Genomic DNA, 25,971 nt, shown 5'->3' with positions numbered 1-25,971 from the left:
GTTTTGGTGTAGAATGAAAGAAAAATATGTTTTGGGAGGGAATTGCTTATGAAATGCAAATGCAAGAGATGCAAAAAAGAAGGTCAAAATTTTTACAGACACCATGATGGTGGATATGTATGTGAGAGCTGTCTTGGTGCTTATTTTATGTGTCCTGATTGTGGAGAAATATTTGACAAGGATGATTACGAATGTGGCGATACGGGAACAGGATTTTGTAAAAAATGTGCACCCAATCATTGAGTGTAATAAGTCAGGCACCCTTCGGGGTGCTTTTTGATTGCAATAAATTAAGCCAGAATTGAAGGTGGTGACGTGCCTAATGAAGAAAACTTAAAACCAGTGAGAACCAAGGAAGAAGCAAGAGAGCGCGGAAGGAATGGCGGTAAAGCATCAGGGGCAGCCCGGCGCCGGAAAGCCAATTTTAGGAAGACCCTGAACCTCTTGCTTACGACCGAAATAAATAGCCCAGAATGGACGCCGCTGCTGGAATCGCTGGGGCTTGATAGCACTTTGGAGAGCGCCCTCAACATGGCAATGATCAAGGCAGGGCTTGAGGGCAATGTGAAAGCCTATGAGGCGGTTGCGAAGTACGCCGGGCAGTCCGGACAGACGGAGGCAGATGAGGAAGAACAGCGGATCCGTACCGATCGGGCGAAGAGAGCCAGAGATCAGGAGGTCGGGGACGAAAGCGGAGCAGAGGAAAACATACAAACTTTCTTGAAAGCCATGAATCCAACACAAGATGAACTTGACAGCCTGTTTGACGATGAAGAGGAGGAAGAGGTAAATGCCGAAGAAGCAGAAGAAACCGGCGAAGTTTAAGTTCTTGCCTTTCTCTGACCAGCAAAAGCGACTCATGCATTGGTGGCGGCCGGGACTCCGGTCGGCGGAGAATGATTTCATCACAGCGGATGGCGCTATCAGGTCAGGCAAAACGATAGCTTGTATTATTGGTTTTCTCACCTGGTCGCAGGAGATGTTTTCAGGGGAATCCTTTATTCTGGCAGGAAAGACGATGGGCGCATTAAAGAAAAATGTCATTCGCCCTATGCTGCAGATATTGGAAGCGTGGGGATGGCCTTACACATATATCCGTTCTGGGACTGATGCCAGGGTGGAGATTGGTACCAATGCGTATTATCTTTATGGAGCCAATACAGAGGCAGCACAGGATGCACTGCAGGGTTTGACTGCTGCAGGTGCTTACCTGGATGAGGCGGCACTCTTCCCACAGAGTTTCGTTGACCAGGCTATAGGCCGGTGTTCGGTGTCCGGGGCAAAAATATGGATGAACTGCAACCCAGAGGGACCGCACCACTATATCCGTGAAGAGTTTCTTTTGAAAGTGAAAGAGAAGCGAGTGTACCATCTGCACTTTATGATGACGGATAATCTTTCTCTTTCACCGAAAGTCATTGAGCGATACAAGCGAGCCTGGGTACATGGCAGCGTATTCTATAAGCGGTTTATCCTGGGGTTATGGGTGGCCGCAGACGGCTTGATATATCAGCAGTTTGCGGATCACGTGCAGGATTATCTCGTGGGACCGGACTGGTTAAAAGACAATCAAATCATGTATGCAGTAATCGGGGTCGATTTCGGTGGTACGAAGTCGGCCCATTCTTTTACTCTGACCGGATTCACAAAAGGATTCAAGCAAGTGGTTGTCCTAGACGAGTATTACCGCAAGAAGCGTATCAACCCAAAACAGCTCCAGGATGATTTTATTGATTTCGTCCGGAGAGCAAGGATGAAATACAAAGTCTATGAGGCTTACTGTGACAGTGCAGAGCAGTCACTGATTGCAGGTCTGGAATCTGCCTGCATACAGGCGCATGTGGCAATAGACATCAAGAATGCAATTAAAGGACCAATCAATGACCGGATCGCTTTCTACAACAGCCTGATTGCACAGGGGCGCTGGAAGGTCATGAAACACTGCACACACACCATTGAGGCGTTTGAACAGGCCGTATACGACGATAAAAAACCACATCAGGATGTGCGCTTAGATGATGGACTTATGAATGTAGACAGCCTGGACAGCACGGAATACAGCACAGAGAGCATTCAGGACGAAATCTTATATATAGTGGCATAGGAGGAACTATGAGCAATAAAATTCAGCAGTATTTACGGGATCACAAATACAATACGGCTCCTGATGAGACATACAGCCATATTGATGAATGGCTGGAGTGGTATCAGGGTGATGTAGAGAAATTCCATAGATACAAAGTCTATAATGGTGTTGTGACCACAGAAAATAAGCGTTACAGCATGGGCATGGCGAAGAAACTCTGTGAAGATTGGGCAAACCTGATCCTGAATGAAAAGGTTTCTATCAAGGCAGGAGATTACGAGAAACGATTGAATGAGATACTCGAAGCGAACAACTTCCGTGTCCGAGGGAACCAGTTGCTCGAAATGATGTTTGCTTTGGGAACAGGAGCCTTTGTGGAATATCGTGATGCTTCAGATAATGTCATAATTGACTATATCCGCGCCGATATGATTTATCCACTGTCCTGGGATAATGGAGATATCACGGAATGCGCTTTCGGAACGACCCGTGTGATTGACGGAAAAGAGAATATCTATCTGCAGATACACCGCCTTGGTAGGGAAGAGGATGTAGAGAATCCTGAATTGTACTACATAGAGAACAGATATATAGAAGCTGATTCTGGGAAAGAGATTGAACCACCGGAGGAGATAGAGCCTTTGGTGCAGACAGGTTATGAGAAGCCTCTTTTTCAAATTATAACACCGAATATCTGCAATAACATAGACCTGGACAGCCCGCTTGGCATATCGATATATGCAAATTGTATATCACAGCTTAAAGGCTGCGACTTGATTTATGATTCCTATGTCAATGAGTTTATACTTGGACGCAAAAGGATTTTGGTCCCTATATCAGCGGCTAAGATGCAGATGCAGAAAGAGGGTATTACGGCGCCTGTATTTGATGCTTCTGATTCTGTGTATTACCAGATGCCGGGGGATCGGCAGGAAGACCTGAAGCTCACAGAAGTAGATATGGCTATCAGGGCCCAGGAGCATGAGCTGGGTATGCAGCGCAGTCTTGACATTCTAAGCCTGAAAGCAGGTATGGGTACTGGGAGATTCCAGTTTAATTCGACAGGAGTGAAGACGGCCACTGAAGTGATATCTGATAAATCAGATTTGTATCAGAACCTGCAGCGGAATGAAATTCCGGTAAAGTCTGCGCTGATCAGTATGATCAAGGCCGTGGCATTCCTGGATTTCGGAAAAGAGATTGATCCCACGGTGGATTTTGACGATTCCATAATTGAAGACAGCAATACTACTATTGATCGTAATATTAAGCTGATTCAGGCAGGTTTGCGGTCAAAGCTCACGGCAATCATGGAGATTGACAAATGCTCTGAGATGGATGCAAAAAAAGAGCTGGAGCGAATCGCAGAGGATAGTCAGATTACTGGACAGGATGTGGACTGGACGAAGGGGGATCAGGATGAATCGGAACAGGAGAAGGGTGACGCCGGAGAAAGTGAGAAGGAAAAAGAGGAGAAAACCGATGATAGTCAGGGTCGTGAAAAAACTGGTCCGGCTAATAAGAAGTAAGGTGATGTGAGATGACTCTGCTGGAGAATCAGAGAGCCGCAGACATACCTGCAGGCATGTTTCAGGATTTGGAAGAGCAGCTTATGGCAAATATCATCCGTCACTGTAAAGATTATAATGAACCTATTGCATCAGACGAGTGGCTTATGCGGAAGCTGGCTGAGATAGGGAAACTGAATCAGGAAAATATCAAGATCATAGCAAAATCTACAGGGGTGTCACAAACAGCAATGGAATGGATGCTGAATGAAATGGCTGAGAAAGTCTTGGCCGAAATAGAACCTGGTATGAGACAGCTTGTGCGTCGTGGTCTGGTGGGAGAAGCAGTGCCTGCCCCAAAGAGCAAGAATGTAAAACAGGTGTTAACTACCATGCAGGGTCAGGCAAAAGATACGCTGAACCTCTGTAATACAACCATGCTTTATAAAGCAAGGGATGCTTATAAGAAACTGGTAGGCAATATAGCATCAACGGCTGATGAGATAGCTGATAAACAGCAGAAGCTTGATATCCTGAACAAACATGCAACCTCTGCTGTGATCGGCGCAGAATCCCGTCAGCAGGCGCTTAGGAAGTGTATCCGGGAGTTTAATTACAAGGGGATACCTGCTTTCGTTGACAGACGTGGCCGCGAGTGGACACCGGAGGCCTATATCAATATGGCAATGCGGTCCACGAGTAACACAATGGCGGCAGAGATTCAGATGGCCCGGGCAGATGATTACGGACTTGATCTGGTTGAAGTGGATAGTCACTCTGGCGCCCGGCCGAAATGTGCCAGGGACCAGGGAAAAATATTCGACCGGGCTAATAAGTCTACAAAATATCCGCATTGGAAGACTTCCAGTTATGGGGAACCCGATGGCCTGCTTGGGATCAATTGCGGACATCATATCTTCCCATACATGGAAGGGGTATCGATCAGGCGGTATTTTCCAATGGAAGACCTGGGCGCCAATGATAAATTGTACCGAGAGACGCAGGTGCAACGGGCGCTTGAGCGTGGGGTACGAAAGCAGAAACGGGAGTGTATGCTGTATGATGAGATTGGCGATAAAGAAGCTTTTGAGCAGGCCGCCGTAAAGTTAAAGAGAAAAGAAGCGGAGCTGAGATCGTATGTTTCTGGAAATAATAAGCTTCATCGTAGGAAAGACCGGGAACAGGTTGTCGGTTTTGATAAAAGCATCAGTGCGCGTGCGATCGCAGCGGACAAGGCGTCGAAAAAGAAATATGCACAAAGTCATATGGATTCCGCCGCCTTGTATAATCAGGATAAGAATGCTATAATAAAAACAGAAAGGTTTACAAAGCGTGAAGATGCTGATAAGCTGCTCCGGCCGGAAACTGAAAAGGTATGGCCTAAGCTGACGGCGCATGAGAAAAAATCTGCATATAAATATACAGAAGGATCCGGAGGATTTAACAGACCGCTGCGTGGTTACGCAGGTAGTTGGGACAAGTTTGTTGGGATTGGCAAAGTACCTCTGAATAATGAGCATTGCGAGAGTTATATCAGCGGCCTGAAATCAGCTATCGACAAAGCAGCATTACCAAAAGACATGTGGTTATACCGTGGTTCTGACAAACAATCTCTTGCGGGGCTGCTGGGGATTGAGAAAGATAAAATTATGCCATCAAAAGTAGACACGCTGAATCGGAAGTTCTCAGGACAACCGATCTATGATCCGGCTTTCTTCAGCACGGGCGTGGCGGCGGATGCGGGTTTCAACGATAGCATTGCATACGAAATTTTAGCGCCCAAAGGGACAAAGGGGATCTATGCGGAGCCATTTAGTGCATTTGGAGACACAAACAGTTCGGGCACCTGGGATGGAAAACAAAAAGGTTCCAGTGTGGGAAGTGAAGCTGAGTTTATCCTTCAGGCAGGAACGCGTTTTATTGTGAAAGAGATTAAGAATGTTTCTGGAAAAGTAACTGTCGTTCTGGAAGTATTACCATAGGAGAAGGTGATCACATGAGTCAGTTTAATGATGAGAGAGTAATGACCGGCATGAAAATGCCAGATGCAAAAACGGTTAAATGCCGTACATGTAAGTCCGCAGAAAAAGAACATATATGCAGGGCGTGGTGTGTGAAGTATCCGAAAGGGGTATATAAACCGCATGACGTGTGTTTTGAAAACGCGGATTGTCCAGAGTACGAAAGAGGCGAGGATCTTTTGCCATATGAAATTGAAGTATAAGTACCACCGGTCAAAATGGGCTGGTGGTATTTTTATGCTTTTGGAGGTGACAAAAATGATCATGATCAAAGTAACAAAGGATGGGATTACGGTGGAGGGTCATGCGGGCTTCGGGCCGCCCGGCTGTGATATCGTGTGTGCTGCGGTGTCTGCCCTTTTGCAGACCACGGCAAAGTCTATAAATGATTTGACTGCAGACCGTGCAGAGTGTCTGTTTGAGTCAGGAAAAGGAACAGTGAAATACAGGAATTTATCAGAACAGGGACAGCTTCTGGTGGATTCTTTTTTTATTGGTAGCTGCGCAATTGCAGAAGCTTATAAAGATTACGTACGGATTGCCTGATGCGGCGCCGACGGGCGGTAAACGGAAAAATAAATGGGAGGTACTCGATATGAAGTACATAAACGTAAAGAGAAAATATCAATCGCTGAATCTGCAGTTATTTGCGGAGGAAGGTGATAACGGTGAGGATACCGGCGGTGACGACCAGGGCGGGGATGAAAACCCGGACGAAGACGGCGATAGTGAGGAGCCCGAAGAGGAAGAAAAGAAGTTCTCACAGAAAGATGTTGATGAGACTGTCAAAAAAAGACTTGCCAGAGAGAAGCGCAAGTGGCAACGTCAGCAGAATACATCCAGAAAAACCGATAGCGGGGATAAGGCTGGTGAAGATGCGGATCCGGATGATAAGGAGACGCAGGAATTAAGGGAGAAGGCACAAAGAGTGGAAGAACTTGAACTGAAATGGACATGCCTGGAGCATGATGTTGATAAATCCTGTGTGGATGACGTCCTTGCGCTTGCCCGGGTAAAGATGACAAAGGACCAGGATCTGGATATTGAGGATGCCATTGAGGAAGTACTCAAAAAATATCCGCAGTTCAAAACGTCTTCTTCCGGAAGCGATGAAGATAACAGAAAATCATGGGGTCAGCGGCAGACGGGCAAAGGTGCAAAGAAAATGTCCGGTGTAGAATCAAGATTTTACGAGCTGAACCCTGACCTTAAATAGTAAAGGAGAATAAATATGCATAATAAAAGAATTTTGGACCTGCAGTTGTTTGCAGGGCATGAAGCACAGGAACGCTATTCTAGCCTGGTGCTTGCAAAGCTGAGAAAGACAGCAATCTTTGTCGGCCTGTTTAATCGCAGGTATGAGGGTACACCGACTGCCGGTGCGGTAAAGATTCCGGTAAGGGATACTGAGGTAAAGGTCGGCAACTACGATAAAGCTGCTGGCGGGGATCTGGATACCGGATCCACGACCTATAAAACATTGCCGATCGATAAAGATAAATATGTGAATGAGCTGATTGACGGTTATGATGCTGCATCCGTACCGGATAACCTGGTGGCGGATCGGCTTGATTCCGCAGGTTACGCAATGGGTATCTCTCTGGATTCAGAACTTATCAATCTGCTGGTGACAACCGGGACCGCATCTGCGAATACCACTGAACTTACGAAAGAAACCATCTATGAATCTGTCGTTGATGAGGTTGCAGCACTCAAAAAGAAAGGACTGACAGTTGCGGAAATGTGGCTGGCAGTAACAAATGAGACTTATGCCACACTCTTGAAATCCCCGGAATTCATCAAAGCATCTGATCTCGGTGATTCTGTGGTCCAGAACGGGCGCGTGGGCCGGATTGCCGGTCTGAATGTATATGAGACCAACAACATCCCGGATGACTCGAACGTGGAGTACGTGATCGGCAACAATGTATTCTGCCATTTTGTTGATGAATGGAAGACAAATGTTGGAATCAATGACCTGAAGGATGGTAAACACATCGGGGCATCTGCCGTACAGGGGCGCCGTGTCTATGGTGATATGGTATCACGCCCGGAGACTGTGACTGTCAAAAAGAAAGCGTGAGATAGGAGGCGGTTAAATGCCTTACGTAACACAGGATTATTATCTGAACACATTTCATGGGGAGCCGGTAATTAACGCCGACTTCCTGTCTCTTTTAATGAGAGCGGAAGAAATAGTCGAGGAAATGTGTATGTACAGACTTACGCTATCGGCATTTCATGAGATGGAAGAAAGGATTCAGGAACGTATCCGTAAGGCAGTATGCGCCCAGATCGAGTATCTGGATGCCAACGGCGGCAGTGAAATAGATAATGGTATCGACCTGCAGAGTGCCGGCCTTGGTAAGTTTAACTATGCAAAAGCATCCGGTGTATCAGGCAGCACCCAACAGTCCATCTATGCGCCGCGTGCGCAACGTATTTTAGCATCAACAGGGCTTTTGTATCGAGGAGGTGATTGCTATTAGGGCGATACCTAAAAAACTGCTTATTCACGCGGTAACGCACGCCATAGAGGGAGAAGAAGACCGCTGGGGAAACACGGAATTGGTAGGTGAGCAGATGCTCACACATGTGCGTCTGGAACCGTCCAGTAAGGTTGTGCGGGATAAGAGTGGTGCTGAGATCCAGCTTGCAGCCACACTTTTTTATGACTGTCGGAACAGTCGACCTCAAGGAATAACTTTTGCAGTGAATGACATTATCATTTTTAACACGCAGAAACTCCGTGTCATGTTGGCAGAACCTCTCTATGATGGTGAAAAGTTGCACCATTACGAACTGGGGCTGATTTCCTATGCCTAAAATAAGTACCAGGGTGACTTTTAACAAAATGTCTGCAATGGCGAGGATCCGGGCGGCTGCGAATGACGGACTTACAATCATGGCGCAACAGGCGCTGAAAGACACTACGCAGCATGTTCCGAAAGATCAGGGCACTCTACAGAGTAGCGGGCTTGCAAACAGTGATTTTCAGGCGCGGGATTTGAAATATGAGATGCGGTGGTCAGAACCATACGCGCAGTATCTGTGGCATGGTGAGGTTATGTATGGGAATCCAACGGCCCGCACTTATGGACCTGAAAAAATAACTTTTACGTCGGCACTGGCCCGAATGGAATGGGCAAAATACGCAAAAGAAGTGTACGGAAAGGACTGGAAGAAAGTATATCAGGCAGCAATGCGAAGGAGGCTGAGGCAGTGACACCACAGACAGAGTTTATAGAACTATTTGCAAAGACAGCTGAAGACAATTGCCAGCTTGACTGCAGGATATCCCTCAAAGAGTTGTCAGAAAAGAACAGTCTGTATGCGGAACTGGGGCAGGGGGTTTCTGATGTGGTCTATTATGACAAAGCGTCGGTGAGGATGTTTCCAGTTATGATGTTGTGCAGGCACAAGGAACAGAACCGCTGTTTGGATCAACTTTGCAGTATATGTAATTATTTTCAGAGACTAAGACAGTATCCACCAGGAAACACATTTTCGTGGTTGGATACGGAGATCGCAAAAGAACCGTCCAAAATTGGCAGGGATGAGGACGGTACATATCATTATTCCTGTATTTTAAATTGCAAAGTATTTTTCTAAGAAAGGAATGATAATTATGCTGAATATGAATTTGCAGAAATTTGCCGAAACGCTTCCGGAAAATACAATTACTCCGGAAATCAATTATGAAACAGAAGCATTTATCAACACCACCCCTACAGGACAGTCTGCCACATGGGCTACATTAGGGGCATTGACAAAGAATATGGCGGAATCTCTTAATGAGGTGCTGTATCAGGCATCATATTATAAAGATCAGGGTTGGGGCAGCACAGAGGTAGTGGGTGCGCAGCTTACATTAACGCTGACTGGAGATTGTAAGCCGACAGATCCAGCCTATGAATATATCACAGGAGAAGATGTGATGTATAAGTTTGGCGAGGCAAGAAAAACGCACATTAAAGTGCAGCGCGGCAATGCTTACGTGATTTGGCCGGTGACACTGGCAAACATTACGAAAGGCCGGGGAGATTCGACGGCAACAAATGCACTGACTGTTACTATTCACGGAAACGGGCAGCCGAGTCTGGGGACAACAGGTGCGGAAGGTTGAGAGGGGGAAACCCCTCTTTTACTTTTTGGGAGGTAGAGGAGCATGGCATATCAGTTAAAACGCAGTAAGAAGTATATCGAAGAATTGCAGCTTGTGGATGAAAATGGAAATGTCCAACATACGCTGCAGGTTCGGCTGGATGGCGACGAGCTGCTTCGCAATATCAATGGGAGATACCTGGAGCTGATAAAGGCTCACAAGAAGTATGGTAATACAGTGTCGGAAAAGATGTCACACGAAGAGACTGATGATGCGATCAAAGAATTGGGTCAGGCTACTGTTAACATGATAATGACGGTATTTGGCCCTGAAAATGCGAAACTGATTGTGAACTTCTATGAGGGCAGGTATGTTGAACTGACGCAGGAAGTCACGCCTTTTATGATAGATGTTGTAGTTCCGAGATGTCAGGAAATCATTAAAGAAAATAAGGAGCGGGCTAAAGCTAGGTATAACCGTAAACAGCGTAAGAAACTGTTTAGAAGGGACTGATTACATGAGCTTTATCACGGAACGACCAAAAGAGATTGTCTTTTATAAAGGTAAAAAGTACAGAATTAATCCTGCCTTTGACGTGATTTTGGATATCCAGAAACTTTATCGGGAAGATACCCTCTCCGCTGAGGACAAGCTGGAAACAGCTCTGCTGATGTTGGGACTATCCAAAATGCGCTTATTATCGGTTTCTATGAAGGACAAGGCAGGTCTTTTGGACGCAATCTATGTGCAAAGTGTGAATGTAAAGCAGCGTCCACAGACAAAGCCCAGGCAGCCGGTTCTGGATTTTGATGAGGACGCAGAGTATATTTATGCGTCTTTTATGCTCGATTATGGTATTGACTTGGTTAAACAACAAGGGCGCCTGTCATGGAGAGCATTCATTTATCTGTTTCAGGGGCTTAGCAGCAAGTCAAAAATTAAAGAGGTCATGCGGATTCGTGATATGGATATTCCGCAACCGACAAAACATAATCAAAAAGAAATACAAAATATCATAGAGCTGAAATCTTACTATGCGTTGCCTGTACATGGCGGAGGAGGGCAGGATGGATTGAACCGGCTTTTTGATATACTGGAAAGTCTCGCTGTGAATGGAGGTGGACGATAGTGGCTGGTAATACAAATAATGACGGCGATGTGATATATGTCATACGCGCCGATGACAGTAAGCTCGAGAAAGACTTGGATACAGCAGATAAAAAGGTTAAGAAATCTCTTGAAAAAAGTGCGGATGACACGTTAAAGATTGAGGATGAAAAAAACGAGAAAATTGCTGACAGCAGTGAAAAATCCGCAAAGAAAGTAGTGGAGTCAGCAAAAGATACCGGCAAAGCCTGGGAGGATGCTGCTGAGACTGCAGAAAAAGCAGTAGATGATTTGGGTGACGCATTGGATGAAATACAAAGTACAGATATCCAGATCGATGCGGATACGTCGCGGGCCATGAGTGAGATCAATAACCTTCAGGTGGATGATATTGAAGTCAATGTAGATGCAGACGCATCAAAGGCAGAGTCGGAAATCCACTCTATCAGCGATGATAAAACTGTGAATATTGATGTTGACGCAGATATTTCACAAGCGAAATCCCGCATAAAGGGTATTAGCGATGATAAGAGTGTCAAAGTGAAGGTAGATGCGGATGTATCGGACGCCAAACAGGAGATAGAGGGTTTAGTAGACGATGCTGAAAAAGCAGGCGGGGATCTCACTAAATTATTTGGTAACATAGGATCAGCACTGAAGGATTCTATATCAGACGCGGCTACTTCCGGATCGCCTATTGCTGCAAACGTGGCTGGATTGGCCTCTGGATTATCTGGCGCGACAGTAGCAGCTGTAGGGGCGGGTGCGGCAGTCGTTGGAGTAGGAGCTGCGGCTGTTTCTACAGCAGATGAAATGAAGCAGGCTATGAATCAACTACAGGCAAGCACTGGGTCATCTGCGGAGGAAACGGAAAAATATCAGGCAGTTTTAGAAGCGGTTTATAAAAATAACTACGGCGAGGATTTTAACGATATAGCGGAGGCTATTTCGCAAGTAACAAAAAACATGGGGGAAATGGATGACGCCAATCTCCAGAATGTAACCGAATCTGCATTTGCGCTTCAGGATATTTTCGAATATGAAATCTCGGAATCCACCAGAGCAGCAAAGGCCATGATGGACAATTTTGGAATTGATGGTCAGGAGGCAATGAATAAGATTGCTGCTGGTGCACAGAATGGACTGGATTATTCAGGGGAGCTTTTGGATAGCATATCAGAATATTCTGTTCAATTTTCCAAAATGGGATTCACCGCCGACGATATGTTCAACATCTTTCAGAAAGGTACAGATACTGGTGCGTTTAACTTAGATAAAATTGGTGATGCAGTTAAGGAAAATGCAATCCGTGTGATTGACTGTTCGGACAGCACCGCGGAAGCATTTCAAAAACTCGGTCTTGCATCCGAAGATTTGTCAGAACCCATGAGTAAAGCTCAAGAAGAGGCAGTAAAATACTCAGATAAAATAGAAGATTTAAGCGATAAGCTTGAGCTGGCTAAAATTAAGCAGTCTGAATTTACCGATAAAACTTCTGAAGCAACAAAATTAAGTAATGAAAAGACAATAAAAAAATATACAGAGGAGCTTGCGGAAGCAGAAGCTGGATTAAATGAAGTTAATAGTTCAATTGAATCCATGAATGCACAAATGCAGAACAGCGGTCCGTCTGTTGAAGAATTTGCACAAAAGTTTGCTGCGGGTGGCGAGACAGCACAGGAAGCTTTTGACCAAGTTATGACAGGCATTATTGCACTGAACGATCCATTAGAACAGAATGCTGTTGGCACTGCTCTGTTTGGAACAATGTGGGAGGATCTGGGCCCTGAAGTAGTTGGCGCATTAGGGGAAATTGGAGATGCAGCATACGGAACTGGTGAAGAACTTGAAAGCATGAAGGACGTGAAATATGATGATCTCGGATCTAGTCTGGACGAATTGATGAGGGGGTTGGAACTGCTGCTGGTACCATTGGGCGAGGCGTTGCTGCCATTAATAACTGAGCTTATAAGTTTGCTTACACCTTTTGTAACAGAGTGTATTGCGCCAATACTTGAGGCACTATCACCGCTTATCACAATGATATCTGAAATGTTAATTCCCATTTTAAGCACATTACTCTCTGTTGTAAGTTCCGTTTTTGGTGGAATTGCTTCAGACGTAGCATCAGTTATCGGTAACGTCATTGAAATTTTGAAAAGCCTTGTATCGTTTATTGTAAACGTATTGACTGGAAATTGGACAGCTGCCTGGGAGAACATAAAAAACATCTTTGAAAATATAATGGGTGGTATTGGAACAGTATTGAAATGGCCAATTAATTTTATTATCGATATTTTAAATGGATTGATTAAAGGCATCAATAGTATCCAAATACCGGATTGGGTTCCTGTGATAGGAGGAGCAAGTGCAAACATTCCAACTATCCCACGTTTAAAGGTGGGAATGGATTACGTTCCGTCTGATGATTTTCCAGCGTTGCTGCATGAGGGTGAAGCTGTGCTGACGAAGCAGGAAAATGCTGCTTACCGACAATTGGGGGGAGTGGTCGGCATGACAGATATGCTCAATACGCCGGATTATAAAAGCTATGCCGATCCATTTGGTACATTCAATTTTGATTATGAAAAACTTGCAAATATCGTTGGTAAATCAAATGGAGATATCGTACTGACGATGAACGGAAATGAGCTTATGCGTTGGATCAGAGAGGAAAATGAGAGCTACAGAATCCGAACGGACGGCGTTGGATACTTAGACTGAGGAGGAGAGTATGGCCTTTGACGGATATTATTTAAAGTTTGGAAATGCGATTTTTCCGAATAGTTTATTGATTGAAGAAAGCTATAGCTGCACACCAGACCAGAAGATTGTTATTGATTCCTACATTGATGTTAACCGTAATGAGCACAGAGATATCAGCAGCAGCCGGAGAGCGACGGTGAGCGTAACAACAAAGGCTTATCTCACCACGCAGGAGCAGAATCAGATGATCAGCATCATGCGACAGGGTCTTTTGAACGAAATAGAGGGCAGGTATAAAGTTTCCTTTTGGAATCCCAATATCGACGGGTATTCCACGATGGAAGCTTTTTTAAGTGATATTGAATACGTGGTTGCCATGCAGCTTGATTCGGGGCCGGTATATGCAGGGATAACAATTGAGCTTGAGCAGAATAGAGGATGATAATTATGGCACTAACGAAATGGTCAGATAATAAAGCGGCAGCAATACTGGAGGGGAATTATGACGGGTATATACAGTCATCCCTCATACAGCTACGGCTTACAGGCGAAATCGGGAGTAACCCGGCAAACGGCACGGCAGTTTATAATATACAGGAAAATACGACGTACAAAGTCCGATTGTATATGGACACGCGTTTTCGAGTGGCAGCATGTTCCAGTATTGCTATGAATACAGTTATGACAAATTACTACCGTGACGCTGCCGATCAAAGTAATACGACGGTGGCAGGTGCGTATAAAGAGACTGAGATCACGTCTGAGGCAGGTCAGGTGTATATGCCGGTGGTGTACTGGGCTTCTGGGGGCAGCAAGACATGGTCTGAGGTGTTTGACACAATTGAGGTACGGGAGCAGTTAGGGGGTGCGCTGACGCTCAAATCTGTCCCGACAAAGTTGGAATACAACGTGGGTGAAGCGATTGACCTGACTGGGCTATCCGTTGCTGTGGCATGGTCCGACGGCTCTGAGGAGGCTGTAACAGACTATGTAGTATCAGGTTTTGACAGTAGTACCGTAGGGACAAAAAATGTGATAGTCACGTATCAGGGCGAGACGGTTACGTTTGTTGTGGAAATAGCCGTGTTGATTGCAGTCACTGGGATTGAGATAACATCTATGCCGAACAAGACGGAATATCAGATTGGGGAAGAACTGGATCTGTCGGGGATGGTGGTAACGGCTACTTATAATGATGGGACAACGGGAGCGGTAAGTGCGTATACCGTCACCGGATATGATGCTACAGTGTCTGGTGGGCAGACGCTTACTGTAAGTTATAAAGGTTTCGAGGCGGTCTTGACGGTGACGGTGAGTGAACCGGTATATTACACGATCACATTTCAAGATTGGGATGGAGTTGTCCTAAAAACAGAAGTTGTTTTGGAAGGAGAACCAGCAACGGCACCAGACGATCCGGCCAGAGAAGGATATACGTTCACTGGATGGGACCAGCCATTCGGTACAGTTAGGTCAGATTTAGTTGTGGCAGCTCTTTACACGATAAATCAATATACGGTTACCTTTCAAGATTGGGACAATACCATTATAAGTGAGCAGCTTATAAATTACGGAGGCGCTGCCACGCCGCCAATTAATCCAGTAAGAGAGGGCTATACTTTTACCGGCTGGGATGAGGATTTCAGCAATATCACCACAGATTTATCAATAAATGCGTTATATGAAGTAAACGTAATCGGAATAGAAATAGCAAGCCCTCCGTTAAAATTGGAATATTTTCTTGACGAAGCTCTGGATACAACAGGATTACTTGTTGATATATTGTTTTTTGATGGAACCAAAGAAAGAATAACCGGCTATACGGTTTCTTTTGACAGTAGCATAGCAGGGAACCAGACTGTTACTGTCACTTATGAAGCATTTACCGCTTCCTTTGCTGTTTGTGTCAAAAATATTGTGTATGAAAATATTGGATCTCCTACTTTGGGAAATGTAACGGCTGAGCTCGATTTAGACAGCGGAACTTTAACAGTCAGAGGCATTGGGGCAACAAAATATTATTCGGGAGGACCGTTGTTTAGCGCATACCAATCGAATATTAAAAAGGTGGTGGTAGCAGAAGGGATTACCAATATAGGTGCCTATACGTTTCGAAATCTTACCAACCTGATAGAAGTGACGTTGCCTGAGAGTTTGACCACTATGGGGTTTGATGTGTTTGCGAACACCACAGCATTAGAAACGTTATATTATAACTGTATCAACTGTAATTGTGGATGGAAATATCAAAGCAGTTATTACCCTCCGTTTAATAAAGCAAAGTTAAAAAACATTGTTTTTGGGGAAAAGGTAAAAGTAATTCCGGATTATTTATTTTATGACTCCTATCCAGGGCTTGGAGTGCGGATTGTGCTTCCAGACAGCATAGAAGTCATTGGCGAAAAATCTTTCTATGGTTCGGGATTAGATTGTGTATTAGTCGGAAGTAAGATAACAAGTATTGGTAATAATGCATTTTCATCTAACTATGGGCGTCTGAAATTATACATTAGAAAAAATGATGGAACAGTTACAGGTGCACCCTGGGGGACGCTACCTAGAAATATTATCTGGTTGGGAGAACACGGAAATATAGAAATAGATACTCAGACAGATATCATTTATCGTCTGTATAGTAACAAAGCATGGGTTGCGGGAATCTGGGATCCAGACATAAAGGAGCTAAAAATTCCGGCAATATACAAGAATTTTGCAATAGGTATTGAGCAAAATGCTTTTAGTGGAATGTACATGGATTACATCTTTATAGATGCAGCGTTTGATTCAATACCGGGAGAGCCATGGGGAGGTTCTACGAAGCTTCGGGTGTTCTGGAAAGATATGACTATTCTTAACGGAATTGTGTACAGAGTACAGGGGGAAGAGGCTTATGTTTATGGGATCTATGATACAAATCAGGAATACACGAACATAGTAATTCCAGAGACCTATGAGGGAAAACCAGTAACGGCAATTACCGATTCTGCATTTGAAGGTAAGAATATTACGAGTATTTCATTGCCGAATACGGTAAAGGTAATTAACAAAAGCGCATTTGAATTCTGTGAATCTTTAACACAGATATCACTGCAAGATGGCTTGCTTGAGTTGGGCGAGTACTGTTTTAATTGCTGCACAGCATTAAAAGAAGTAACAGTTCCGGGAAGTGTTGAAGTAATTGGTGCCTATTGTTTTGCGGAAACAGAGCAGTTAAAAAAAGTAATATTAAATGATGGTGTTAAACGGATTGACGAAAGTGCATTTCGTTCATGTGCAGTGGAAGTGCTCACATTGCCTGACGGAATAGAGTATATTGGCAAGCAAGCATTTGCGTATCTCCCTTTTTTGGCAACATTAGATATCCCTGGTGTTGACTATATTGATGAGGCGGCGTTTGAAAGCTGCCAATTGATGACCGCAGTATATTTAGGAAATAATGTAAAGGAGCTTGGAAGCCTTGTATTTGATTGGTGCGAAGTGTTAAAAGAAATAACATTTTCACCAGGTGTTCAAAAGATTGGCGATCAGGTACTAAATGGCTGTTGGGAACTTACGAGTGTCTACATCTACAATAAAAGCATGGAAATATTCGATGACGCCTACGCAATTTGTAAAGATGCAGAGTCAATCTATGGATGGACAGGTTCAACAGCGGAAGCGTATGCAACAAAATATAGCAGAAATTTTGTGCCTCTGGATATGGAAGTGGTACCGGTCGGCATCAATATCCTTGCTTATCCAATTAAACGGGTTTATACAATCCTGGACGATTTTGATGCAACTGGGTTGAAAATAGGTCTCCTATATAAAGACGGAAGCACTGCAGAAGTATCGGACTATCAGATTTCCGGATTCGATCAGCGGATCGGATCCAAAACGATACTAGTTACTTACGGGGATTATTCGGTAAGATTTTCTGTATCGGTCCGTCAAGGATATCGCGTTGAATTTCGAAGCCCAGAAGGGAACATCTTAAAAGAGGAAAATGTACCAGAAGGAATTGCAGCAATCCCTCCGGAGCTATCTGGGATAGAGGGATATACGTTTATAGGATGGGATAATGACTATGTAAACATCACAGAAGACACAGTATGCACAGCAGTATATAGTATACGATGTTTTGAAGTTACCTGGCAGAATCATGACGGAACAATTTTGAAGGAAGAGCAGGTGCAGTATCTGGACGATGCAACACCGCCGGAAGATCCAGTTCGAGAGGGCTATGCTTTTACGGGTTGGGATAATGAATATTTTGGCGTACAGTCTGACTTGATAATTACTGCAGTGTATGAGGCTGTCGTGAAGGTTACCGGGATCACTGCAACTGACATTAATCTGAAAAATGGAGTGATGCAGCCCATTGAGTATTTGGTACAACCAGAAAACGCCACTAATAAAATGGTTGTATTTTCATCATCGTATAAGTCAGTTGTTACAGTAGGTGAAGACGGCATACTGAAAGCCAACAGCGTTGGTAGTGCGACAGTTACAATAACAGCGCAGGATGGAGGCGGAGTATCTGCGTCTTGTATTATAACCGTTGAACCAGATGATATTCTGGAGTCTCTGTGGATTTTGCCAAGCGAGTTGTGTTTACAAAAAGGGAAAACCTATACGCTGACGGCGAGTATGCTCGCGGGGGAAGATGCCAATGTTGAGGTTTTGTGGACAAGTTCCAAACCGGCGGTCGCTACAGTTGATAAAAAAGGAACAGTCAAAGGTGTAGCTGTAGGAAATACCGTAATCATGGTACGAGCAAAACAAAATGCTACGCTTTTTTCTGAGTGTAAGGTTGAGGTCGTAGAAAAGAAGGATTATCTCCGGGAGTTATATGCGGATGACTCCGTTCATAAAGAGCTGGTCATTCATTCTGTCGGAGGGAAGTTTAGTGATATTACCAATAATGATATTGTTGCGGAAAGTATGGAGATCAAAGAGGCGGTCAGTACTTCAGCACCTGTTATGTTGGGCGGATGTATCACTAATAGTTTTGAAGTTCTGATCAGTGCGAAACGGTTCTTTAATAATCCGCCAAGTGGAGAAATCCAAGTATATCAAATGGTGCAGGGGTACCGGATTGATTTGTTTAACGGAATTATCCATACAGCAGAAAGGCAAGAAAATAAGATTACAAGAAAATTGATTGCTTATGACAAGTTATATAGTAAAGGGGACACGAATGTTGCCAGTTGGTTCTCCAATCTTAAATTTCCAATTACTGTTGGCGCCCTGCGGAAAAAATTGTTTCAAAAAATCGGGATCCCATACCAGACGGTAACGTTACCCTGTGACTCCTTCAAAATTTATAAAAACTATGAATACTATACAGATGAAAATTCATCGTCAAATGAAAAAAAGAAGCGAGTGCTTTATGACATTCCGGATAAATTAAAAGCTGTTGAAGTAATTCATGATATCTGCGAAGTAAGTGGTATGTTCGGGTGGATGAATCGAGCAGGGGCATTTGAATTTATCAACTTCGAATATGCCGATACAGCAACATTACATCCGATCACGATCCATGACAGTGAGGTCAAATGCCCGGTCAATGCAGTTGAAATTTATTTGGATGACAAGGAAGTTGATCCATCCGTTACATCAAGAGGAAGCTACAACGATCGTAAAAAGTATAGTATCGACGATGGGAATTTTATCGTGAGTGCGACCAGGGGGAAAACGCTCAATGCAACATCATATAATGCTTATCAGACATCTTATAAAAAACAAATTTTGAATGCATTGCATGAAAAACGGTGGGTTTCCTATGAATGCCGGCAGCGCTTTGATCCAACAACCAGAATCGGTGATGGCGTGCATTACCGTAATGAAAAAATGCTGAGTGATGGAACACAGTATATATGGGAAACGGAGAGTGCAATTTTAGAGCGAACTATTACGGGAGTGCAGAGTGTCACAGAGACCTTATCCGCAAAGGTCGGGTATTATACTGCTTCAGGAAATAAGAAGAAGATTTCCAAAAAAGTTACCAATAATTCAAAAGCTATTTCTAACCTGAAGAATTCTGTAGGGAGCATTGGAAATGATTATTATGGCAGCGGCGGAGGATCTGGTGGTGGAGGTGGTTTTAATGTCGAATCCGTAACAGAACTCCCGGCGTCACCTGATGGTAACACTATTTATCTTATTCAGGGAGAGGTGGTGGTTGAATAGTGGGAAGACGGAGTTCCAGATTATATTTTGCAGGTAAGGATCATAAAGAAATTTACTTTCAAGGAAAATGCCATGATGCGATGTATTTGGGAAAGGAATTATTGTGGTGTAAACTAGGAGTAAAAATCAATGTACAAATCTTAGGTTACTTGCAGTTTAGGCATATTGCAACTGCAGTGGGTGAGAGAGCGGTATATACGAGTTACAATGCCAAGAATGGAACGGATAATAAAAGTTTCCAGATGATTCATTATAAAAAAGGAAAATGTGTCGGCGAGTACACTCATTCCACGAGATCAGTGATGGGAGAGGCACAATGGGCGGGAGCTTTTTTGGCAAATCCAGAGTCTTATATTATGTACTGCGCACAACATGCAGGTAGCTCATATATGGAATTATATTATTCAACGGACGGAATTGAGTTTATGTATACAGGTAGTTCGATTGCTAATTGGACGAATTTTTTACCTAGTGTATCCGTCATTTCAAATGAAGGAGTGGCAATTTCGGGAAAGATTATGCTTATTCCTAAAAATAGTGTGCCGGCAATGAGTTCATCTCGTACAACATACTGGGGGCATATTTTAAGCGCAGAGATGCATAATGATGGCTCTCTGTTCAATTTTTGGCATTATGCATATACACATCTGGGAGATGCGTATGCGTATCTGAAATTTTCCACGGATCCAATAACTGACAAGACATATGCAATTAGATCGGACTATCAATATCAATATGAGAGAATTTACAGCATAATGGAGATATCAGCATCTACATATGAATGGATGGCGGGAACTGAAAAGAAAAAAGATCTTGTTGAAATAACAGAGCATAAAAAATATTATACAGGATTTTTTGGAAATTCCGATGGGAAAGAGTTTAACAATATAAAAGCTTTAAATGGTAAAATATTTGTCCAGCAATCGAACCCGCTGGTCGCTCGATATGTAATAGACGCAGAAAGTGGAGAATGGAAACAGATTAATGCAGAAATTTCTGTCAGTAATCTTTGGTATATTAAAGAAAAGCGAATATATGTGTCTTTAGTGTCTGGTGGTGTTGTTTTATCTTCGAATGGATTCACCTGGAAATTACATCCATTTGAAGACTTGCTATTCGTCTCGTTTACAGCGGCGTATGTGAAGAAGGATGGGATTTATGTGTGCGGAAAACGAGAGGGGGATGAGAGATACTGCACGGTGTATGTTGAAATAATCTGATTATTGTAGAAAACGAGGTGACGGAGTAATGGGCTATATTTTGGTATTTATGTTGGGGATTAGGAGGCACGAATGGAACCAGAAATCATTGTAGCGCTGATCGCATTTGGCGGGAGCGCATTAGGCACCTTTACGGGCATAGCGGTCAACTCAAAACTGACCAACTACCGCCTGCAGATGTTAGAGGACGAGGTGCGGACGCATAACAACTTTGCCCGCCGGATGCCGGTGGTGGAAGAACAGATTAAGGTAATTAATCACCGGATTAGTGATTTAGAGGAGGATAAAAAATCATGAAAAGAAAAATCGAAGCAGGAACTATTGTAAGAACAATCGTGCTGGTATTGGCACTGCTGAATCAGGTATTATCCATGACAGGGCACAGTCCGCTCCCGATCAGCGACGAGGAAGTTAATACGCTTGTGACGACGGCGTGGACGGTGATCGCTGCGGTAGTTGCGTGGTGGAAGAATAACAGCTTCACGCAGGCGGCGATTGCGGCGGATGAGCAGTTACATAGCAAAGATAGTAAAGATGGTATAGAGGGCGAGTAATCGTCCTCTTTTTAATTGCAGAGGTGCGGCCATGACAGAGCAGGAGATAGAGGATTTTGTACGATACCTGGATAAGGATACGCGCGGCTACTGTGTGGCACCCGATCAGCAGAATCCAGACTGTTGTGACTGCTATCTCTGCAGATTTACGTTTTTTAACCAGGTAAGAGAGGAGCTGAAAAGCTTATGAGCATTAATATAGAAGCCGAAAAACGGGCTTATAAACATTTTGTTGCTGCAGGCATGACACCGGCCGGCGCCTGCGGGTTGATCGGAAATCTGGAAGCGGAGTCTGATGGGTTTTGGTGTAATCGCCTGGAATACCTGTGCGTCAAACGCCTGAAAGAGCGCGGAAAGGTGTACACTGATACGAGTTATACGGCTGCGGTTGACAGTGGAAAGATTAGCTGCGAGGAATTTCTGCACCCGATCCCCGGCAAGCAGTATGGCTATGGGCTGGCACAGTGGACAACCCCGGCTCGCAAGTCTGGATTGTACACGCGGGTAAAACAGAGAGGCGTATCCATTGCGGACGAGGACACACAGCTTGACTATGTGCTGTACGAGCTTGAGCATGTGTTTCCGAGTGTCCTGAAAGTGCTGAAAACGGCAGCCAGTATTCGGACAGCATCGGATATCGTACTACGAAAATTTGAAGCGCCGGCCGGGATCACGGAAGCTACGTGTAAGAGCCGGGCAGCCAGAGGACAGAAGTTTTATGATCATTATGTGAAGGGAGTAGCCATGACAAAACAGAATGCGATTGACAAGCTGATCAGCGTGGCGTCCGCAGAAGTCGGATACCTGGAAAAGAAGAGCAACAGCCAGCTGGACAGCAAAACAGCCAATGCGGGCAGCAACAATTACACCAAATATGCCAGGGATTACCGAACATTTGCAGGCGTAAACTATCAGGGACAGGCCTGGTGTGATATGTTTGTGGACTGGTGTTTTGTACAGGCATTTGGAAAGGAGACCGCAAGGGAACTGCTTGGAGGGGGATTCTCTGCCTATACACCGACCAGCGCCCAGTATTATAAGAATAAGAAGCAGTGGCATGCCACGCCACAGGCAGGGGACCAGGTCTTTTTCCACAACTCCAGCAGGATCTGCCATACCGGTATTGTGTACCGGGTATCCGGCAATACGGTGTATACGATCGAGGGCAATACGTCCGGGGCGTCCGGGGTGATTGCCAACGGCGGCGGGGTATGCAAAAAGTCGTATGCACTTGGCAACTCACGGATCAGCGGTTACGGCCGGCCGGATTGGAGCCTGGTGACTGGGAGTGCGGTAGATGTACCGACAACACCGAAAGGAGATGCAGTATATATGTTCAGTATGAAAACAGTGAAAAGAGGGGAGACCGGCACCCATGTGCTGCTGGTACAGGAAATTTTAAGGGCCCGTGGTTATAAGGGCAAAGACGGCAAGGTCCTGGAGCTCGACCGGAGCTGCGGGGACAACACGGTCTATGCCATTACTGCTTATCAGAGAGACCGGGAAAAGCAGTCGCCGGGTATCTGCGGCGGGGTGGATGGTGTTGCAGGAGAGAAGACCCTGCGGGATCTGATCGCGCTTTGAGCCTGTCCTATGATGGGCTTGAAATAGTCTTATCAGAAAGGAGGGCAGTTTGTAACCCGTAAACCATGCAATAAGCAATCGAAGTTTCTGACGCTATATCTTGTAAAAACCCCCGGCTGCGCTATGCCGGGGGAAAATCTTCATGCTCGCGAAATCAACAGAAAACCGCTCCCACCTGACGGGCAGTACTAATCACTCGACAAGATTCGACAAACGGAAGAAAAAAATTAACCAGCAGTTAATATGCCGGAAAATCAGTAAGATATGTACAGAGATAAAGGATCAGTTCTTTGGGCGACGGCGGTTCAATCAATTTTCGTTTTATAATCTGTTCTAATCTCTTATGATCTCCATACTCCCAGCAATCAATAGTTGCTCTTGAGATGCTTCGAGCAATTGATTTTATCGGTAGCCCGATTTCCTGAGAGATTAACGGATATACCTGTCGTTCCAGATTGAGTCCCATGAAAAAAGACAGTTGACAGCTGTAGTAAACCGCCAAAGCCAGACAATAATAGCTTCTATGGCATGGGTGTCCGGATATGGACTGAATCAGTGTAATAACATCTCTTAAAGTCATAAAGTTCTCCTCTCTTAGTGCATATGTTAACAATAATTTTACACTGACTCGACTAAAAATGGAGAGGAATAGACAAGAGTGGACGTAAAAAGAGATATGTAATATTGGGAGATAAAATTGCTGCGCTATGTGCTCTCAGATTTCCCACCCGGGGCAATTTTATTTGCACAAAAAAAACAGAACCAACAAATGGTTACGCGTCAATAGGCTCTAATTGCCGTTACACGTAACCAAATATGGTTCTATAGAAAGTATATTTGGTATTGGATACAGTGTCAATAATGATCACTTTTTTCTTAATTCAGTTCTCATAGCCTCTTCAAGGATTTTCCGGCGCATCCGCTCTTTGGCCTCTGGATCCTCTGGCGAGTCAATATTTTCGACTTCTTTTTCGATCTCCGCAGCTTCTTCCATAAATGCCTTTTCCATTTCATCAACCAGTGATTTACGTCTCTTTTTAAATAATTTCAACTTGAGCTCACCCCTGATAAAATTGTATCACGAGAGGGGTAAGAAAGAATCTGGTAAATAATGGTAATTACTCTGGCGTGTTGACAGTGTCTACGACGTGTCAACATTGAGCAAAAAATGCATAGTTACAATAAGTAAAACGTAACAATAACATTTAGCATTATTTCTTTCAAACACGTCGTTTTTACTGTATAATTAAAAACAATTAATAACGTATAAGAATGAAAGTCAGTTATGCGCAGACAAACGGTGCATGTGGAGACTTGTGTGTTGCTACAAAGGCGAACTATGTAGAAATCCTTAATTTTAGGCACTTTCATAAGCATATTGTGTTTACAGACGAGGGGGAGAAAATGAGGAATAAAGAGATTAAGGATTATATCAATGTGTCGGTGGTGGTTGATATAGAGTGGGGAGATACAAGAGGATAGAATACTTTGTTTTAGCAATATGTGAATATTGGATATAAGGAGATGTAATAGATGGCGGTTGACTTAAAAGAATTTAAAAAGAAATTAGCTGAAAATAAAGTTTATGATGCATGGCAATATGTGGAGAGTTTGAAAGAAACATTAGGATATATGAGTGTATCATATGATATGCTGGTAAAAGTTCATGAACATCGTGTTAATACATTGAAAGTGGTTGAGCAAGATTTGTTGCAAGAGGCTTGTTCTACAGGAAAAGCATCGTGTAAAACTAGTGATCTTGAAAAAACTAATTTGAATATTGGTGGATATATATTAGACGATACCGTTTTTTTAAGAAAAACGTCAATGGAATTTTTTCATTATGGGCGAATAAGCATGGACGTTCTATTCCAAATAGTTAATGCGGCACTGCTAGGGGATGAAGCTATTTCTGTAGAAGATAAAGGATTATTGAAGAAGTTACTTTCTAAATTGTCGAGTAAACCAGAATTTGCTACATTATTGCAGTTGATGGATAATAATAAAAATGACGCAAAATATCAGTATCTTATAGCGTTTGATAATTTTATGAAGCATATAAAAACAATACTGATTACAGTAAAAAATAGTATTTTGATTGGCACTATAGATTCATTTAAGATAAATAGTTTTTGTTATGGTGGGGAATTTTATCCGGAGGAAAATGCGTTAGATAAAATAAAAGAATTACACGATTACGTAATACACACAATAGATACAATTCTTAATGAAGTATTATTACAAATACCTAATTGTTTTTCAAATAGTCAACGTATACAGGAAATACATTATAAACAGGTATTTACTGAAAAAGAAGGTAAAAACTTTTTGAATTATATGACATTTTTTATTGACGTAGATAATGATTTATCGGAATTACCTCAAGAAATAAAAGTTTTTCCTTTGATTATAAAACCAAATGATGAAATTTATAGTTTTGATTTTAGATTTGATAAAATATTTATTCGTAAAAGAGGTAGTGAAGAAAATGCAATCTTAGGATGTGCTACATTAAAAAATGGCTTAGAAACGAACCAATTTTATAGAACCTTTGAAGTAAAATCTTGTACAGAAATGGACTATCATTTGTATATTGCAACGTTTAAACAGAATTACTCGAAAATTTCATTTAATGCATATGCGATGGATGGTGTTATGATATTTATTAAGGAGGACTAATTAGTAAAATTTATTTATGAATGTTAGAGTACTATTAATAGGCAGTCCATCCAGCGGCGTGCGAAGCGAAAGCTGCTGGTACGGACTAGCCTGTGTTGGATTGGCGTAAGCCAATCCAACTTGTAACCCCAGTTATCTAACAGTGGGGTACAAATACAATAGGAAACAGAAATCAATAATCACGAAACACTGATTTCATAAGGCTTTGAAGCGATTTTGCACAGTGAAAA

Annotated in this window: 26 protein-coding genes; 24 read left to right on the top strand and 2 right to left on the bottom strand. The window is 43.5% G+C overall.

Annotated features, from left to right (window positions below; genetic code table 11):
- The first annotated feature begins 531 nt into the window (after positions 1-531).
- The 23 genes from MCG98_RS16545 (at position 532) to MCG98_RS16435 (ending at position 23,062) form a co-directional block, all read left to right on the top strand.
- Positions 532-825: a hypothetical protein gene (locus MCG98_RS16545; RefSeq protein WP_240302976.1), complete on the top strand. Its 294-nt coding sequence runs from the start codon at positions 532-534 to the stop codon at positions 823-825.
- Positions 791-2,104: a PBSX family phage terminase large subunit gene (locus MCG98_RS16540; protein ID WP_240302975.1), complete on the top strand. Its 1,314-nt coding sequence runs from the start codon at positions 791-793 to the stop codon at positions 2,102-2,104. The genes MCG98_RS16545 and MCG98_RS16540 overlap by 35 nt, the downstream gene beginning before the upstream one ends.
- Positions 2,105-2,112: 8 nt before the next feature.
- Positions 2,113-3,615, top strand: coding sequence for a phage portal protein (locus tag MCG98_RS16535; protein WP_240302974.1), 1,503 nt, complete (start codon positions 2,113-2,115; stop codon positions 3,613-3,615).
- An 11-nt stretch (positions 3,616-3,626) separates the two neighbouring features.
- Complete coding sequence (locus MCG98_RS16530; protein WP_240302973.1) at positions 3,627-5,576, top strand: phage minor capsid protein; 1,950 nt, start codon at positions 3,627-3,629, stop codon at positions 5,574-5,576.
- Positions 5,577-5,590: 14 nt separating this feature from the next.
- Positions 5,591-5,818, top strand: a complete 228-nt coding sequence (locus MCG98_RS16525; RefSeq protein ID WP_240302972.1) for a hypothetical protein — start codon at positions 5,591-5,593, stop codon at positions 5,816-5,818.
- Between the two features lie 55 nt (positions 5,819-5,873).
- A complete protein-coding gene (locus MCG98_RS16520) occupies positions 5,874-6,161 on the top strand; it encodes a ribosomal-processing cysteine protease Prp (protein WP_240302971.1) in 288 nt (95 codons plus the stop codon).
- Positions 6,162-6,210: 49 nt separating this feature from the next.
- Positions 6,211-6,831, top strand: coding sequence for a hypothetical protein (locus MCG98_RS16515; protein WP_240302970.1), 621 nt, complete (start codon positions 6,211-6,213; stop codon positions 6,829-6,831).
- 15 nt (positions 6,832-6,846) lie between these two features.
- Positions 6,847-7,698, top strand: coding sequence for a phage major capsid protein (locus tag MCG98_RS16510; protein WP_240302969.1), 852 nt, complete (start codon positions 6,847-6,849; stop codon positions 7,696-7,698).
- A 16-nt stretch (positions 7,699-7,714) separates the two neighbouring features.
- Positions 7,715-8,104, top strand: a complete 390-nt coding sequence (locus MCG98_RS16505) for a hypothetical protein (RefSeq protein WP_240302968.1) — start codon at positions 7,715-7,717, stop codon at positions 8,102-8,104.
- On the top strand, positions 8,091-8,441 hold the full coding sequence (locus tag MCG98_RS16500) for a putative minor capsid protein (protein ID WP_240302967.1): 351 nt from the start codon (positions 8,091-8,093) through the stop codon (positions 8,439-8,441). The genes MCG98_RS16505 and MCG98_RS16500 overlap by 14 nt, the downstream gene beginning before the upstream one ends.
- Positions 8,434-8,841: a minor capsid protein gene (locus MCG98_RS16495; protein ID WP_240302966.1), complete on the top strand. Its 408-nt coding sequence runs from the start codon at positions 8,434-8,436 to the stop codon at positions 8,839-8,841. Before MCG98_RS16500 ends, MCG98_RS16495 begins: the two co-directional genes overlap by 8 nt.
- Complete coding sequence (locus MCG98_RS16490) at positions 8,838-9,227, top strand: hypothetical protein (protein WP_240302965.1); 390 nt, start codon at positions 8,838-8,840, stop codon at positions 9,225-9,227. The genes MCG98_RS16495 and MCG98_RS16490 overlap by 4 nt, the downstream gene beginning before the upstream one ends.
- Before the next feature lie 16 nt (positions 9,228-9,243).
- Entirely contained in the window at positions 9,244-9,741 is a 498-nt protein-coding gene (locus MCG98_RS16485; RefSeq protein WP_240302964.1) for a hypothetical protein, read from the top strand.
- A 42-nt stretch (positions 9,742-9,783) separates the two neighbouring features.
- Positions 9,784-10,233: a hypothetical protein gene (locus tag MCG98_RS16480; protein WP_240302963.1), complete on the top strand. Its 450-nt coding sequence runs from the start codon at positions 9,784-9,786 to the stop codon at positions 10,231-10,233.
- A gap of 4 nt (positions 10,234-10,237) precedes the next feature.
- Complete coding sequence (locus MCG98_RS16475; RefSeq protein ID WP_240302962.1) at positions 10,238-10,849, top strand: Gp15 family bacteriophage protein; 612 nt, start codon at positions 10,238-10,240, stop codon at positions 10,847-10,849.
- The gene (locus tag MCG98_RS16470) at positions 10,849-13,551 is read left to right on the top strand and encodes a phage tail tape measure protein (protein WP_240302961.1); all 2,703 of its coding nucleotides are present in this window, start codon (positions 10,849-10,851) and stop codon (positions 13,549-13,551) included. Before MCG98_RS16475 ends, MCG98_RS16470 begins: the two co-directional genes overlap by 1 nt.
- A 10-nt stretch (positions 13,552-13,561) precedes the next feature.
- Positions 13,562-13,975, top strand: coding sequence for a DUF6711 family protein (locus MCG98_RS16465; RefSeq protein WP_240302960.1), 414 nt, complete (start codon positions 13,562-13,564; stop codon positions 13,973-13,975).
- 5 nt (positions 13,976-13,980) lie between these two features.
- Positions 13,981-19,704 carry a leucine-rich repeat protein gene (locus MCG98_RS16460; RefSeq protein ID WP_240302959.1) on the top strand — a complete coding sequence of 1,908 codons (5,724 nt, stop codon included), beginning with the start codon at positions 13,981-13,983 and terminating at the stop codon, positions 19,702-19,704.
- On the top strand, positions 19,704-20,924 hold the full coding sequence (locus MCG98_RS16455) for a hypothetical protein (protein ID WP_240302958.1): 1,221 nt from the start codon (positions 19,704-19,706) through the stop codon (positions 20,922-20,924). The genes MCG98_RS16460 and MCG98_RS16455 overlap by 1 nt, the downstream gene beginning before the upstream one ends.
- 72 nt (positions 20,925-20,996) lie before the next feature.
- Entirely contained in the window at positions 20,997-21,221 is a 225-nt protein-coding gene (locus MCG98_RS16450) for a hypothetical protein (protein ID WP_240286193.1), read from the top strand.
- Positions 21,218-21,478: a phage holin gene (locus MCG98_RS16445; RefSeq protein ID WP_240286196.1), complete on the top strand. Its 261-nt coding sequence runs from the start codon at positions 21,218-21,220 to the stop codon at positions 21,476-21,478. Before MCG98_RS16450 ends, MCG98_RS16445 begins: the two co-directional genes overlap by 4 nt.
- Positions 21,479-21,509: 31 nt before the next feature.
- Entirely contained in the window at positions 21,510-21,668 is a 159-nt protein-coding gene (locus MCG98_RS16440; RefSeq protein WP_240301488.1) for a hypothetical protein, read from the top strand.
- Positions 21,665-23,062 carry a phage tail tip lysozyme gene (locus MCG98_RS16435; protein WP_240302957.1) on the top strand — a complete coding sequence of 466 codons (1,398 nt, stop codon included), beginning with the start codon at positions 21,665-21,667 and terminating at the stop codon, positions 23,060-23,062. The genes MCG98_RS16440 and MCG98_RS16435 overlap by 4 nt, the downstream gene beginning before the upstream one ends.
- A 238-nt stretch (positions 23,063-23,300) precedes the next feature.
- Here the strand turns inward: MCG98_RS16435 and MCG98_RS16430 are convergent, their stop codons facing one another.
- Positions 23,301-23,642, bottom strand: a complete 342-nt coding sequence (locus MCG98_RS16430; RefSeq protein ID WP_240302956.1) for a sporulation initiation factor Spo0A C-terminal domain-containing protein — start codon at positions 23,640-23,642, stop codon at positions 23,301-23,303.
- 285 nt (positions 23,643-23,927) lie between these two features.
- Positions 23,928-24,113, bottom strand: coding sequence for a hypothetical protein (locus tag MCG98_RS16425; RefSeq protein WP_240286206.1), 186 nt, complete (start codon positions 24,111-24,113; stop codon positions 23,928-23,930).
- A gap of 482 nt (positions 24,114-24,595) precedes the next feature.
- On the opposite strand from MCG98_RS16425, the gene MCG98_RS16420 reads away from it, so the two are divergent.
- Positions 24,596-25,741: a hypothetical protein gene (locus MCG98_RS16420; RefSeq protein WP_240286207.1), complete on the top strand. Its 1,146-nt coding sequence runs from the start codon at positions 24,596-24,598 to the stop codon at positions 25,739-25,741.
- The last annotated feature ends 230 nt before the right edge of the window (positions 25,742-25,971 follow it).

It is taken from the genome of Ruminococcus sp. OA3, assembly GCF_022440845.1.
GTDB lineage: Bacteria > Bacillota > Clostridia > Lachnospirales > Lachnospiraceae > Ruminococcus_G.
This window is presented reverse-complemented; position numbering and strand designations above follow the sequence as displayed.

Bases quoted from the DNA above. Each gene is read 5' to 3' on its own strand.
- MCG98_RS16545 (WP_240302976.1), top strand. From the start codon at position 532: ATGGCAATGATCAAGGCAGGGCTTGAGGGCAATGTGAAAGCCTATGAG.
- MCG98_RS16540 (WP_240302975.1), top strand. From the start codon at position 791: ATGCCGAAGAAGCAGAAGAAACCGGCGAAGTTTAAGTTCTTGCCTTTC.
- MCG98_RS16535 (WP_240302974.1), top strand. From the start codon at position 2,113: ATGAGCAATAAAATTCAGCAGTATTTACGGGATCACAAATACAATACG.
- MCG98_RS16530 (WP_240302973.1), top strand. From the start codon at position 3,627: ATGACTCTGCTGGAGAATCAGAGAGCCGCAGACATACCTGCAGGCATG.
- MCG98_RS16525 (WP_240302972.1), top strand. From the start codon at position 5,591: ATGAGTCAGTTTAATGATGAGAGAGTAATGACCGGCATGAAAATGCCA.
- MCG98_RS16520 (WP_240302971.1), top strand. From the start codon at position 5,874: ATGATCATGATCAAAGTAACAAAGGATGGGATTACGGTGGAGGGTCAT.
- MCG98_RS16515 (WP_240302970.1), top strand. From the start codon at position 6,211: ATGAAGTACATAAACGTAAAGAGAAAATATCAATCGCTGAATCTGCAG.
- MCG98_RS16510 (WP_240302969.1), top strand. From the start codon at position 6,847: ATGCATAATAAAAGAATTTTGGACCTGCAGTTGTTTGCAGGGCATGAA.
- MCG98_RS16505 (WP_240302968.1), top strand. From the start codon at position 7,715: ATGCCTTACGTAACACAGGATTATTATCTGAACACATTTCATGGGGAG.
- MCG98_RS16495 (WP_240302966.1), top strand. From the start codon at position 8,434: ATGCCTAAAATAAGTACCAGGGTGACTTTTAACAAAATGTCTGCAATG.
- MCG98_RS16485 (WP_240302964.1), top strand. From the start codon at position 9,244: ATGCTGAATATGAATTTGCAGAAATTTGCCGAAACGCTTCCGGAAAAT.
- MCG98_RS16480 (WP_240302963.1), top strand. From the start codon at position 9,784: ATGGCATATCAGTTAAAACGCAGTAAGAAGTATATCGAAGAATTGCAG.
- MCG98_RS16475 (WP_240302962.1), top strand. From the start codon at position 10,238: ATGAGCTTTATCACGGAACGACCAAAAGAGATTGTCTTTTATAAAGGT.
- MCG98_RS16465 (WP_240302960.1), top strand. From the start codon at position 13,562: ATGGCCTTTGACGGATATTATTTAAAGTTTGGAAATGCGATTTTTCCG.
- MCG98_RS16460 (WP_240302959.1), top strand. From the start codon at position 13,981: ATGGCACTAACGAAATGGTCAGATAATAAAGCGGCAGCAATACTGGAG.
- MCG98_RS16450 (WP_240286193.1), top strand. From the start codon at position 20,997: ATGGAACCAGAAATCATTGTAGCGCTGATCGCATTTGGCGGGAGCGCA.
- MCG98_RS16445 (WP_240286196.1), top strand. From the start codon at position 21,218: ATGAAAAGAAAAATCGAAGCAGGAACTATTGTAAGAACAATCGTGCTG.
- MCG98_RS16440 (WP_240301488.1), top strand. From the start codon at position 21,510: ATGACAGAGCAGGAGATAGAGGATTTTGTACGATACCTGGATAAGGAT.
- MCG98_RS16435 (WP_240302957.1), top strand. From the start codon at position 21,665: ATGAGCATTAATATAGAAGCCGAAAAACGGGCTTATAAACATTTTGTT.
- MCG98_RS16430 (WP_240302956.1), bottom strand. From the start codon at position 23,642: ATGACTTTAAGAGATGTTATTACACTGATTCAGTCCATATCCGGACAC.
- MCG98_RS16420 (WP_240286207.1), top strand. From the start codon at position 24,596: ATGGCGGTTGACTTAAAAGAATTTAAAAAGAAATTAGCTGAAAATAAA.